Source organism: Bacteroidia bacterium, from assembly GCA_027493955.1.
Lineage (GTDB): Bacteria > Bacteroidota > Ignavibacteria > SZUA-365 > SZUA-365 > JAOSJT01.
Map to the genome: position 1 here is coordinate 4,582,297 of JAOSJT010000001.1, position 13,546 is coordinate 4,595,842.

Below are 13,546 nucleotides of genomic sequence, written 5' to 3' on the forward strand. Positions count from 1 at the left end.
AATATTCTTCCCGTCACAGGTATTCTGATATCGCGGGATCGGTAACGGTCAGCACCCAGCCCCCGAACATCTGAAACATTACGAACGTGAGTACACACACCGCGGTCCCCGGAGCAATTCGTGGACCGCGATGCTTTTCTCGGCAAGCTTCGGTCCCATCATGCCTGCGAAAATCGATAAAAAACGATTGGAGGCGGTCATGCGTGAATTTTTTATCGAATTGTATCGGAAATTCACCTTGCAGCGCATATATTAGATTCTGGCATTGTCCGTTTTTCCCTCGCTGGCATGCGTTGAGAAAGAAGGAGAGAGAAAAACGCTTGCTGCTCAGTCTCCATACCGCGTCTCCACGTACCAAATTTTCATAAAGGAGCAGACATATGTACGGGAAAATGAAGGAGTTCCTCGCCGGGGAGCTTCAGTCGCTGAGAGATCAGAAACTTTACAAAAACGAACGCATCATCGAAAGCGAGCAGGGAGCCGAAATCCTCGTCCGCGGGCAGAAAGTGCTGAACTTCTGCGCGAACAACTACCTTGGCCTTTCCTCGCATCCCGACCTCATCAAGGCGGCGCATGAGAGCATCGACGCACGCGGTTTCGGCCTGTCGTCCGTGCGTTTCATCTGCGGCACGCAGGACATTCACAAGGAACTCGAAAAGAAAGTCTCCGAATTTCTCGGTACCGAAGACACGATTCTCTTCTCTTCGTGCTTCGACGCCAACGGCGCCGTGTTCGAACCGCTGTTCGGCGAGCAGGATGCCATCATTACCGATTCGCTCAACCATGCCTCCATCATCGACGGTATCCGCCTGAGCAAAGCCCAGCGTTGGATTTATAATCACGGACACCTCGGCGATACCGAAACTGAAGATCCGGGCACGGGCAAAATGGCGAAAGGTCTCGAGCGCTGCCTGATTGAAGCAAAGGACTGCCGCTTCAAAGTTATCGTTACCGACGGCGCGTTCTCGATGGACGGAGAGATCGCCAAGCTGGATCTCATCTGCGATCTGGCCGAAAAATATGACGCCCTCGTCCTTCACGATGAAAGCCATTGCTCGGGCTTCCTCGGCAAAACCGGCCGCGGCACGCATGAATACTGCGGCGTGATGGGTCGAACCGACATCATCACCACCACCTTCGGCAAAGCCCTGGGCGGCGCGTCCGGCGGTTGCGTTTCCGGAAAGAAAGAGATCATCGAATGGCTGCGGAACAAGGGTCGCCCGTATTTGTTCTCCAACACGGTTCCTCCCGGCGTCGTCGGTGCAACGCTGAAAGCGCTCGAACTGCTGACCGCCTCCACCGAACTGCGCGACAAGCTTGAAGCCAACACGAAGAAATTCCGCACGGAAATGACTGCCGCGGGCTTCGACATCATCCCCGGTGACCACCCGATCGTTCCGATCATGTTCGGCAAGTACGAGAACTGCTCCGCTCTCGCGGTGGAATTCGCCGATCGTCTGTTGGCCGAAGGCATTTACGTCATTGCGTTCAGCTTCCCGGTCGTGCCGCGGGGCAAGGACCGCATCCGCGTTCAGCTCAGCGCAGCGCATTCCACCGAGCATGTGGACCGCGCCATCGCCGCCTTCACCAAGGTCGGTAAAGAACTGAACATGATCTGATAACGTGCGAGGCGTTCCGGATCAAAACGGTCCGGAACGTCTTCCATTTCCTCACACACACACAACGCCATCGAGCACATTTCAGGAAGCTACATGAAAGAGATCAAAAAAATCCTGGTCACCGGCGCTGTCGGTCAGATCGGTTCGGAACTTACCCTCGCACTGCGCGACAAGTACGGCGCGGAAAACGTCATCGCTACAGGACGCAAGACACCTCCCAGCAAGGAGCTCGAGGAGTCGGGTCCTTTCCACTACATCGACGTCAACAGCGTCGAGAGCGTGGAAGAGATCATCGAGAAATACTCCATCGACACCGTCGTGCACATGGCCGCGATCCTCTCCGCCGTCGGCGAAAAGAATCCCACGCTGTGCTGGGACGTGAACATGAACGGCACACTCAACATCCTCAACCTCGGCCTCAAGTACGACATGGCGCGGGTCATCATCCCCAGCTCCATCGCTGTGTGGGGACCCGGCACGCCCGCGATCGCTCCGCAGGAAATCGCCCTGCATCCCACGACCATGTACGGCGTCACCAAGGTATGCGGCGAAGTGCTGGCCGATTATTACGTGCGCAAGAAAGGCCTCGACAGCCGCGGCCTCCGTTACCCGGGCATCATCTCCTCGGAGACCCTTCCCGGCGGCGGCACCACCGATTACGCCGTGGCGATCTATTATGAAGCCGTCAAGAACAAGCATTACACCTGCTTCGTGCGCGAGGATACGCGTCTGCCCATGATGTACATGCCCGACTGCATCAAGGCCACCATGGACCTGATGGAAGCCCCCTTCGCAAACCTGAAGCGCTACAACGACTACAACGTCGGTTCGATGAGCTTCACCGTGAAGGAACTTGCCGATTCCATCAAGAAAATCATCCCCGACTTCACCGTGGACTACGCGCCCGATTTCCGTCAGGACATCGCCGACTCGTGGCCCGATGCGGTGGACGACACGGCCGCCCGCGAGGACTGGGGCTGGAACCCCTCGTACGATCTCGACAGCATGACCAAGGACATGCTCGAGAAACTTTCCGCGCGTCATGCGGCAGGGTTGCTCTGAGCGAAGAGCTTAGAGCAAAGAGCTTAGAGCGAAGAGTCGCTTACCGACGCTGACTCCGGCAGATTGAAACTTGAGAGGGATGAGTTGTTAAGCTCATCCCTCTTCTATTCTGACGTATACCCGCCGCGTAGCTTCGATTTACGTTCCTTGCTTCCCGCTTCCCAATTAACGACCGTAATTCCGCTCACTACGCACACCGCTCTCGGCTCTCCGCTATTCGCTCTCCGCTCTACGCTCTCCTCCGCAGCGCGTAACGCAGCAGTACGCCGAGAGCGGCGAGGGCGAGCAAAGCGCACAGAATCACGAAACTCCAGTTCAGGCTGCGTGATTCCGCGCGCATGGAGTAATCGCCGATCATGATGGAGCCGATAAAATCCTTCCATTCGCACATCGAGCCTTTCACGATGCGGGAGTTCGTTGATTGCAGCATCCCGGGCATGCGCAGCCGCGTTGTATACGAATGCTCCATGATACTTTTGAGGTAAAACTTCTTTTCGTCAAACTTGCGGAGTTCATCCTCATTCGCGGCCAGCGCGGCTCTCGCCGCGGGCGTGGCGAGCAGGCCGCCGACGTTGTCCGGCAGAGTGGCTGACTGGCTTTCTTCCAAGGCGTCGATGCATTGCACGAAAAGCGTTTCTTTCATTGCGCGCAATCGCTCGATCGTTAGCTCCGGATATGTCACACGGCGAATACCTTTCTCCAATATGAGATAGAAGCTCTCGAAGAGATTGCGTTGCCGCCATAATTCGAAGTGATTCTCCGCATTTTCCAACATGAGACTGTCACTTCGACCGTGCTTGGCATCATCGTCGGTATCGGTGCGTTGCAACGCGTCGATTTCCTCCGGAGTCAGGAAGTCGCTAAGGGGAACGGCATTGAACGGATCGAAGCGCTTCCACGTCTCTTCATAGCTGTGAATGGTATAGAACCAGTCAAAACGATTTTCGTAACGTGCATGGACTTCCAGCCTGTTTCCACGCCCGCGCAGTTTCTTATTCATGGCATCGGCGTTTGCGAAGCGCTTTTCGGCGCGTACTCGCTCGCGCCCGTCCCCAAGCGCTTTCCTGCTGATTTTCCAACTCTCATCGAAATGGAAAGGGAACGGACCAGTCCTCACTTTCGTAGAGTCTCCGGTCATGCTGATTGCACGGACAAGCGATCCATCTTCATACGCGATGGTTGAAGTGGTGACTTCCAGGCAGCCACTGAACAGTGCGGTACAGCCAAGGCATAATGCAATGGCGAAGAGGCGGTGTAGCATGGTTTATGCTCCTTGGTGTTGAATGCGTAGCGTGAGCATCGGAGTGATATCGACGTCGGAGGATACACGATCAAAAATCACGTCTTCGATCTGTCGGCGGCATCGCGGATGCATTGCGGCGAAGCGGAGCAGCGATTCGGCTTCCACCCGTGAGATCTGCCGGCGTTGATCGAGCATCGTTGCTGTACCGGACGGGAGGCACAGACTGTCCAGCGAGGCGAGTTGGGCTGTCGTCGGATGGAGTTCGTAGCTGATGTCCACAGTGACAGGCGGCATGGCCGCGTCTGCGAGCGAGCGTGCCAACACCTCCACCCTGTTGTGAACAGTGATGAACTGCAACAGAAATCCTCCAGCGATGAGCACGAGGAGCATAGCGGCAGCGTAGGGCAGAAACATGGATTGTGCTGTTGAATAGTGCGTGCGCTCGCGGGCTCTGCGTTGCTCCTGCTGAGTGATGCGCGCCAGAACCGAGCGTACAATAGCATCCTCCGAGTCCGCATTTGGCAGCGCCTGGCGAACGGTATTCAACAGCGAATCATACTCCGACATCCCTCCTGTGGCGCTCTCACGGCAGGAAGGGCAACCGCGCAAATGGCGGGCGAGACGGCGCTCCTGTCGATCGGTGCGTTCGCCATTTCTGTGCAGATGCAGCAATTGTTGAGCGGTGTTGCAGCGCATGTTACTTCCTTTCCTTTTCATGCATCGCCTGCAGGAGCGCACGGATGTTGCGGCGCGCGTTGCAGAGATGTGTCTTGATCGTATTCGCATTCATTCCGCTTATCTCCCGTACCTCCTCGACCGAAAGATCCTGCAGGTCGCGAAGGGTAAATACCAGGCGCTGGGCCTCGGTGAGTCGGCTCGACAGAGATCTGATCAGGTTGAGCAATTGCTCATTATCGTGACGTGCTTCGATATCCAGCGAATCAGGAAGCTCATCTACGGGGTACGGGACAAACAGCGCACGACTGCGTTTGCGGGCTCGCAAGGTATCGAGACAAATGTTCGTGACAATCGTGTACAGCCAGGTGGTGAATTTCACGCCTTCGTCGAAGCGCGGAAGATGCTGCCACACGCGGACGAAGGCCTCCTGTGTTGCCTCGCGCGCTTCCTCCTCGTCAAGCAGCAACCGGAGCGCAAGCGTCTGCGCATATTGCTGATGCATGCGGATCAGCCCGGCAAATGCGGTGCTGTCTCCCAGTTTGCTGCGCTCGATAAGGTGGTGAAGATCCGTCGGTTCTGGCATTGGCTCTGTATTGCGTGCGTGCTTCGGTTGCCAATGATACGACGAAGAATTTGAAAGGTAAACAGGCGGGGAGCGAAGAGCGGAGAGCGGAGAGCGGAGAGCAGAGAGCGAAGAGCCGAGAGCGTAGTGCGTAGCGCTTCCGGTATGCTGACGTAGGAGCATTAAATCAGATTAACGATTCCCGAATAATTTTCGAAATGCACTTGCTCTGCTCTCCGCTCTCTGCTCTCCGCTCTCCTACTCGAACTGCTTCTCGATTTTGTGCAGCGCGTCCTTGCCGACGGGCGGCAGTGTGTCCTCTCCCAGATAGTGCAGCACGATGGCCAGCGCGATGATGACGATGGCGATGCTCACGGCGAACTTCAGCAGCTTTTTCACGATCGCGATGATGAGCGACACTACAAGTGCCACGGCGATCATTGCGAGTATGGGATTTTCGAGTAGGGTGGTCAATATTTGCATGAACGTACCGCAACTGAGTGACATAGCTGCCAGCATTCAATGTAGAACATCCGGGCCGGAATTTCCAAGCGTCACTCACGCGCAGGAGGCAGGCTGCAATGCGCTCTGCGGTTCCCGCTTGCTGGCTCATTTCCGTGCTGCACTCGCCAAGCGCCCAGCCCTACGCGCTACGCGGCTTTTCACCGTGTCATTGCGTATTTTTGAACATGACAGATCCAATAGACGACATCAGCATACCGTTTCACAACGAAATCTATGAAGGGCTGGGAGAGATTCACGGCCGCTTGCGCCTTGGCCATGGCAACCTCGTGATCGAATACATGGCGAAGGATGCGGTGTTCGGTTTGCTGCGCGGGCGCGTGCGCGAGCTGCGGATTCCGTTGATCGATATCGAGGATATTGAGCTCCACAATGGATGGTTCCGAAAACGGATTACTATTCGCTCGAACAGCATCACGAGCTTTGCGGACTTTCCCGGTGCGGAGAGCGGGGTGCTCGTGCTCCGGATCAAACGCCGGGATATCGCCCGCGCACAGGTCGGTGTATCGCGGCTGCGTCTGCTGCAATCCGAGCAGAAGCTGAAGGCGCTGGATGAATGGGGAGAGAGTTAAGGATGGAACAAAGGCTTCGCTCTCATGACAATAGGTTGTCGCCATTCTACACGAGAGTTCTGTTCGCATATATCAGTGAGTATTCATGATGAGAATGTACTTGTTTGTGCTTGCCATGGTATGTACCTGCTGCATATTTGGCTGCAGTGAAGGCCATACCTCCACGCCCATCGTGCCTCTGAAATTATACGAATCACTTGATGAAGCACTAAAGGAACCGTCCCAGGTTAAGAAACTCAGTCTGAAAGACATCGGCGACAGTCTTTCCCCGGAGATAGGAAAACTTGTGAACCTGGAGTCTCTATTGATCGAACATAGCAGTGTCAAATACCTGCCGGACAGCTTCGTGAATCTCGTCCGATTGAATGCCTTGTATATCCGCGATTGCGGGTTCGAAAGTATTCCAAAGCAATTATTCGGACTTAAGAATCTACGTTCACTAAGCATTACCATGTGCAATATTGAAAGTATTCCTCCTGAATTAGCTTCGCTGCAAAATCTTTGGGTGTTCTCTTTGCGGGCGAACAGATTGAAGGAGTTCCCGAGAGGTCGCGTACAGACGCGGGGCCTCAGTACGCTTTCTCTTGAATCGAACCTGCTTACTACGTTCGATTATACAAAAGAAGATTTTCCGGTGCTGACGTATCTTTCGTTGTCGTTCAACCCGCTTCCGGATTCGCTCAAGAAACGGCTCCGGCAGGAGTTTTCGTATGTGACCGTCCTGGGATTGTAGGAAATCGGGTACGGACAATCACTTCCCTCATCACACCAATTCGCATCTGCGAACACCGTCGGTGCGATCAGCTCGAAACCGCTTGCAAAAGCGTCCCGGGCTGGCACAGGGACGGTCTGTTGGGAGAACCCACACCGACGTGTCACATCGCTGCCCCGATTGAACGGCTATTCGAATATCCCGCTGGAAGCTGGTACATCCTTCGTTGACCAAAGCGATGGAAAACGTCGTCGCATACGATTCATTCAACGTCTGTCCTTCAGCGACAATCGTGAAATGCAAATTGCCCCGCAGCGAACGGGCATGTATATTTTAAGGCTGTACGGATATTTCACACGGGAACCCCCATGCTCGACATCACCGCAACTCTTATAGCCGAATTTTCGCTTCAACCCTGGCAGGTGCAGAACACGCTTGCTCTGCAGGCCGAAGGCGCCACCGTGCCGTTTATCGCACGCTACCGCAAGGAAAGAACGGGAGAGCTGAACGAAATCCAGCTTCGCGATCTGTTTGAACGCTTCGCCTACCTCACGGAACTGGAAGAGCGCAAAGTCGCCATACTGCAATCCATCGAGGAGCAGGGCAAGCTCACCGACGAACTCCGCATGCGCATCGAGGCCTGCATGCAGAAGACGGAGCTTGAGGATCTGTATCTGCCGTTCAAACCCCGCAAGCGCACACGCGCCACCATCGCGCGCGAGAAGGGCCTCGAACCCCTCGCCGACCTTATCACCGGCTGGAACTCCCCCGAAACGCACGACGCGGATCTGCTGGAAGCCGCCCGCGCCTTCATCAACGAGGAATTGGGCGTCGCGACAGCCGAGGAAGCCCTCGCGGGCGCATCTGACATCCTCGCTGAGCAGGTAGCAGAGAATGCCGACCTGCGTGCCTGGGTGCGTAAGCATTTCACCGAAACGGGGATGTTTCGATCGAAAATCAAGCCCGAATTTCCGGAAGGCAGCACCAAGTACGAAATGTACCGCGACTACACGGCCAACGTCCGCGACATTGCCCCGCACAACATGCTCGCCATGCGCCGCGGCGAGACCGAGGGCGTGCTGTCCTTCGATCTGCTGTACGAAGAAACACCTGTGCTCACGCATATCGAGCAGAAGACGATGTTCAGCGGCGCCGAGAGCGTGCGCAGCTTCTGGCGCCCGATGTGCAAGGACGCCTTCGACCGCCTGATGAAGCACACCCTCATCGGCGAAGTGCGCTACGAAAAGAAAAATGAAGCCGATCTCGCATCCATCCGCACCTTCGGCGACAATCTCCGTGAGTTGCTCCTCGCCTCTCCCGCGGGTATGACCCCGACGCTGGGCATCGATCCGGGCTTCCGTACGGGCTGCAAGGTGGTGGCCATCGACAGGACGGGCAAGTTTCTGGAATACCGGACACTATTCCCTCATACCGGGGCGGGCGGACGCGCCGAAGCGGCGAAACACCTGCTCGACATGCTGCACCGGCATTCCATCGAACTCATCGCCATCGGAAACGGTACCGCAGGGCGTGAAACCGATGCTTTCGTGACGGAAGCGCTTGCGGGCACGGATATCCGGCCCGCGAAAGTTATGGTCAACGAATCCGGCGCATCGATTTACTCCGCCAGTGAGGTGGCCATCGAGGAATTTCCCGATCTTGACCTAACCGTCCGCGGCGCCATTTCCATCGGCCGCCGATTGCAGGATCCACTCGCCGAACTTGTGAAAATCGATCCCAAATCCATCGGTGTCGGACAGTATCAGCACGATGTGGATCAGCGGCTGCTGAAGAAGAAGCTCGACGAGACGGTAGAAAGCTGCGTGAATTACGTGGGCGTGGATCTGAACCTCGCATCGAAGGAACTCCTCAGCTATGTGTCCGGACTCACACCGTCGCTAGCGCGTAACATCATACAGTACCGCAACGAGAACGGAGCGTTTCGCAGCAGGAAGGAGTTGCTCAAGGTACCGCGCTTCGGACCCAAGGCCTTCGAACAATGCGCCGGCTTTCTCCGCATCCGCGCGGGTGAGAATCCCCTCGACAATACCGGCGTCCATCCCGAAAGCTATCATGTGGTGGAGACCATCGCCGGCGACTTGCAGCTCTCCGCCGATCGCATCGCCGAAATCTCGGCGCGCGTGAAGGAACTCGACATCCGTCGCTACGTCACGGATTCCATCGGCGAACCGACGCTGCGCGACATCCTGCGCGAACTCGAGAAGCCCGGACGCGATCCCCGTGAGAGTTTCAGCTACGCGAAATTCCGCGACGGCATAAACGAAATCACGGATCTCACGCCTGGCATGGAGCTCGAAGGTGTGGTAACCAACGTCGCCAACTTCGGCGCCTTCGTCGACATCGGCGTGCATCAGGACGGTCTCGTGCACATTTCCCAGCTTGCCGATCGCTTCGTGGACGATCCGCGCAAAGTCGTGAAAGTAGGGCAGATCGTTCACGTGCGCGTCGTTGAGGTCAATGTTCAGCTCAAACGGATTGCGTTGAGCATGAAGAAGGAAGCAGGTGCGTCACGACCACAGCAGAAAAAAGCCGAGCCGTCGTATTCGCTGGATGATTTGAAGGCGAAATTCGGGTCGAGGTGATGTGCATCGGCTGTAAGCCGGAGCGCTTGCTTGATCCCGGGAACATGGAAATCGATTCATGAATCGAAATCCAGGCTTCCACATCCCGAAAAACTTCGCTTCTCACCCACCCCAGACCAAAATCTACCTCCCAAACCCCCACTCTCTCCCGACACTCCACATCGAAGTCCCCCTCTCACCACGCTCCGCCTCTCCGCTCAGACCTCGCCGGCCCCGGAGTACACTCCGCTCTTACCAACCATCACGGGAAAAAAAACAAGGCTCCCCGTCAATATGCGTCCGAATCCCGCGGAAATATCCGACCGGGACCCACCGACCATATCAGAGGTACACGCGTGCGACCTCCCGGCGCACTCTCTCCGCTTCCGAATATTCCGGTCAGAGGACGCAGTAACGAATTGTTCAGAAACAGCACTTTGCCCATCAACATCGTGTCGCATGGCAACTCCACAGATGCCGACATCGGCACCACCACCTCGCCGCCGAACAGCGCGCCGAACACCGACCGCAACCCGCCCTTCATGGCCGATGAAAAGCTTTGCACCGGCGCCATCGATTCCGAACCGACCTCGGATCGCAGCGAGAAGCGCACGCGTCTGAACCGTACATCCAGACGCGCGCATACACGCTCGATTTCCCGCTGATCTGTGAGTACGCGATCCTTGTACCCAAGTGTCCAGAAATGTTTTCCACTCGCATTACGCGCGGTGTTGATGCGCCGGCCGCTGTTCATTTTCACATATCCCGCGAACGCGGATATCGTCATCTGTCGACGATAAAGCCACCGGTCAAAAACTTTGGTGAAACACGAAATGAACGGCTTCCTTAATGATGTGATGGTAACGACAAATTCGACGCAGCGCGGACGAATGTCCATCGCATCGATGCGCAGACAGGTGAAAACCTGCAGTGCCACACCGAGCACGCCGAGCAGCATCTCACCCAAAACGTTGAGCGTCATTACTCCGCCGCACATCGTGCCGAGCGTTGCGCCATGTTTGCCAACGTCGAAGCGCAAATGATACGTCCCCGGCTCCGAGTAATCGTGATCCGATAGACGCTTCTGATTGATTTGTCCTGTGCTGTCCATGTAAGGCTCCCAGATTGAACATGGTCAGGTGATGGAAAAAGCTGGTTGCGGGCTGCAACCGGATAATTTCAAGAGCTATGCGTATCGCACTTCCTGTTTTTCCTGTGTATATGTGTACGAGCAGCTTTCAATGAGCGTGCACTGCTGCGCGCTTCGACAATTTCCGTGCGCAGGCGCGAATGTATGCTCGGATCTCTCCGTCTGGGCCCCGATACCCCTCAAATGCTGCTCGTGTATCTCTTTCGTTCCGGGAGCTATTTCAACACCGCGAACTTCTTCGTCATTCGCTCTCCACCGCTCTCGAGCACGGCAAAATAGCTACCCGCGCGAAGTGCGCCAGTGCTGAATCGCATCGAGTGCCGACCTGACGGATAACGATTGTCGGCTGCAGTGGAGACGAGGCGCCCCGCAGCATCGTATATGCTGATGCGTACAGTACCCGGAACGGCCAGATCAAAATTGAACTGCGTAGAACCCTCAAGCACGGGATTTGGTGCGATGTCAAGCGTTGCGAAAGCGCTTATGGCGGAAGCGGGGGGACGCACGGACGTGACAGTGACGTCGGTAGACCAAATGCCACGTCCGAAGGTGCCCACGACAAGGGTGTTGAGTGGCGTAAGCTTCATGTCATAGCACACCACGTTCGGCAGACCGTTGCCAAACTGCTTCCAGTTGGTGCCGCCGTTTGTGGTATACCATACACCAAGATCGGTGGCCAGGAAAATGGTGTTGGCTTCAGTTCTGGACGGGATGATTGCGTTGGCAGGGATGTCGGGCAGATCACCGCTGATATTTTCCCAACTGGCGCCGAGATTCGTCGTTCGCCACGCGTGACCGACTCCATAGCCTGAGAAGCAAACATAGAGCGTCTGGCTGTCGGTCCAGTCCAGGTGGAGGTCTGTGATCCAACGTTTCGGGAGGTTTCCGCTGATATTCACCCACTCCACATCGAGCGCGATCAGATTGTCCGTCGTGTATACATCGCCCGTGCTTGATGCAGTATACAATTTTCTGACCTGTCCGGGCACGATCTCGATGTCCGTGATAATGCCGTTATTGGAGGCGAGTACGCCGTCAATCTTGCGCCAGGTCCTCCCGGTTTCAGGGTCGGTCAGATAATTGATTTGATTCGAGGCGGTGTAGAGGCGCTTGCCGTCGGCTGAGAGCGCCATCGGTCGGATCCAGTTAAAACGCTGATTTTGCAGTCCCTCACCGATGTACTCGTAGGTCGTCCCGCCGTCGAAAGTCCTGAAGGGCGTACTGTTCATGTTGAAGTAGAAATAGTCCGAACGTGACGGATCCACCGCAATGCGACCACCGTCACCGCCGCCGACGAAGAGCCATTCCTTTTGACCGGGAAGAGATTGTCGCAAATTGCTGTTGTCCTGCGTCCCTCCGTAGAGAAGGCGTGGATTGGAGGGCGCATAGGTGATGCTGTAGAATTGCGTCGTAGCCAGATTACCTGTACGCTCTGTCCAGTTATTTCCTCCGTCGCTGCTGATGAATACGCCGCCGTCGTTCCCGACAATGACGACATTTGGTTCATCTGGTTTGAAAGTGATATGATGCTGGTCGGCGTGCACATACGCCGGATTACTTCCGTCGCTTGTTCGTAATTCCCATCGCGATACTTTCGCGAAACCATCACCACCGTTACTGCTGCGGTACATGTCGATGCCGCCAAGCAGTACGTCGTTGGCATTAGCAGGGGATGCGGCAATACAAAGATCGTAATAGGCCTGTCCGCGGGTGAAGTTGTTGGGAACAGCGGAGCCTTTGCGCAGCCAGCTATCACCGCTGTTTGTCGAGACGAAAACGCCTTTGAAATCGGCGTCGCCTGATGCCAACAGCGCACGGTTGAGTGCAACCGCAGCATAGATTCGATTCGGATCCGCTTCGGTCACAGCAAGGACAATACGTCCGCAGGAGTCTCCCGGAGCGAAGTTTACGTCAAGCTTTCTCCAGGAAAAACGGTCCCCTCCGCTGGTTGACACGTAAATTCCGTTAGCGCTTCCGCCGTTATTGCTTCCCACGGCTGCATAGACCGTGGATGGATCACCGGGCTTGTATTGGACATCGGTGATAACACCGGAGAGAACGTTTACCCAGTTCTGACCGCCGTTCGTACTTTTAAACAGACGGTCTATCGTGGCGACAAGAATTGTGTCGGATGAAACGGGATTCAACGCGATGCGATGCACGGCGCTCGACGATGATGGCCAGGGCAGAAGTGTCCAGGATTGACCACCGTCGCCACTGCGGATGACCCCGACACCATCATAGAAGGGCGAGCCGTTGGATCGTCCAAAGCTGACGGAAATCGGTTCACCGGTTCCGGCATACAGGACATCAGGATTGTTCTTGTCAATAGCGATCGCGCCAACGGACAGCCGTGGTTGATTGTCCGAGAGTGGCATCCAGGTTCGGCCCAGGTCGCCACTTCTCCACACACCTCCCGAGGCCCCGCCGGCAATGAGCGTGTTCGTTTCCGTCGGATGTACCGCGACAGCGCGCATCCTCCCTCCGACGTTGATGGGGCCTTCCAGTACCCAGGTGTTCGATGCCGCGAAGGGCTTATACATTGCGCTCTGTGGCGAGGATGCGACAGATGCGTGTGCTTCCCACAGTTTCCTGTCGACGTTTATTCCCGCATTGCCTGAACTGCGTTGGAGGTAGTAGTACTCCAGCATCGCGGCGGCTTTTCGATATGGTTTTGATTCCTGAATGGGCGGTCCTGTCGGCGGCGCCATGAAACCCGGACGGGGATTGACCGTAAACAAAACGATCACCAGAGTGGTGAACAATAGTGTCAGGCTGAATGCGGGAACGCGGTGCAAAAGGTGCATGAGTTCTCTCCGGAACGAAAGCGGTGCGTCAGACAGT

General features: G+C 56.0%; 11 protein-coding genes. 5 read left to right on the plus strand and 6 right to left on the minus strand.

Annotation, left to right across the window (positions count from 1 at the left end; translation table 11 throughout):
• The first annotated feature begins 380 nt into the window (after positions 1-380).
• Together kbl and M5R41_17435 are read left to right on the plus strand one after the other, a co-directional pair.
• Positions 381-1,619 carry a glycine C-acetyltransferase gene (gene kbl, locus M5R41_17430; protein MCZ7558188.1) on the plus strand — a complete coding sequence of 413 codons (1,239 nt, stop codon included), beginning with the start codon at positions 381-383 and terminating at the stop codon, positions 1,617-1,619.
• A gap of 102 nt (positions 1,620-1,721) precedes the next feature.
• Positions 1,722-2,681 carry an NAD-dependent epimerase/dehydratase family protein gene (locus M5R41_17435; protein ID MCZ7558189.1) on the plus strand — a complete coding sequence of 320 codons (960 nt, stop codon included), beginning with the start codon at positions 1,722-1,724 and terminating at the stop codon, positions 2,679-2,681.
• Between the two features lie 229 nt (positions 2,682-2,910).
• On the opposite strand, the gene M5R41_17440 is transcribed toward M5R41_17435, so the two are convergent.
• The 4 genes from M5R41_17440 to M5R41_17455 form a co-directional block, all read right to left on the minus strand.
• Entirely contained in the window at positions 2,911-3,942 is a 1,032-nt protein-coding gene (locus tag M5R41_17440; GenBank protein ID MCZ7558190.1) for a hypothetical protein, read from the minus strand.
• 3 nt (positions 3,943-3,945) lie between these two features.
• The gene (locus tag M5R41_17445) at positions 3,946-4,620 is read right to left on the minus strand and encodes a zf-HC2 domain-containing protein (protein MCZ7558191.1); all 675 of its coding nucleotides are present in this window, start codon (positions 4,618-4,620) and stop codon (positions 3,946-3,948) included.
• Between the two features lies 1 nt (position 4,621).
• Positions 4,622-5,185, minus strand: a complete 564-nt coding sequence (locus tag M5R41_17450) for an RNA polymerase sigma factor (GenBank protein MCZ7558192.1) — start codon at positions 5,183-5,185, stop codon at positions 4,622-4,624.
• A 237-nt stretch (positions 5,186-5,422) separates the two neighbouring features.
• Positions 5,423-5,647, minus strand: coding sequence for a hypothetical protein (locus tag M5R41_17455; GenBank protein ID MCZ7558193.1), 225 nt, complete (start codon positions 5,645-5,647; stop codon positions 5,423-5,425).
• Positions 5,648-5,853: 206 nt separating this feature from the next.
• On the opposite strand from M5R41_17455, the gene M5R41_17460 reads away from it, so the two are divergent.
• The 3 genes from M5R41_17460 (at position 5,854) to M5R41_17470 (ending at position 9,573) form a co-directional block, all read left to right on the plus strand.
• A complete protein-coding gene (locus tag M5R41_17460; protein ID MCZ7558194.1) occupies positions 5,854-6,258 on the plus strand; it encodes a hypothetical protein in 405 nt (134 codons plus the stop codon).
• An 85-nt stretch (positions 6,259-6,343) separates the two neighbouring features.
• Complete coding sequence (locus M5R41_17465; GenBank protein ID MCZ7558195.1) at positions 6,344-6,991, plus strand: leucine-rich repeat domain-containing protein; 648 nt, start codon at positions 6,344-6,346, stop codon at positions 6,989-6,991.
• Between the two features lie 347 nt (positions 6,992-7,338).
• Positions 7,339-9,573 carry an RNA-binding transcriptional accessory protein gene (locus M5R41_17470; GenBank protein MCZ7558196.1) on the plus strand — a complete coding sequence of 745 codons (2,235 nt, stop codon included), beginning with the start codon at positions 7,339-7,341 and terminating at the stop codon, positions 9,571-9,573.
• A gap of 268 nt (positions 9,574-9,841) precedes the next feature.
• Here the strand turns inward: M5R41_17470 and M5R41_17475 are convergent, their stop codons facing one another.
• Both M5R41_17475 and M5R41_17480 read right to left on the minus strand, forming a co-directional pair.
• Positions 9,842-10,663 carry a hypothetical protein gene (locus tag M5R41_17475; protein ID MCZ7558197.1) on the minus strand — a complete coding sequence of 274 codons (822 nt, stop codon included), beginning with the start codon at positions 10,661-10,663 and terminating at the stop codon, positions 9,842-9,844.
• Positions 10,664-10,917: 254 nt separating this feature from the next.
• Entirely contained in the window at positions 10,918-13,509 is a 2,592-nt protein-coding gene (locus M5R41_17480) for a T9SS type A sorting domain-containing protein (protein MCZ7558198.1), read from the minus strand.
• Positions 13,510-13,546: the final 37 nt, after the last annotated feature.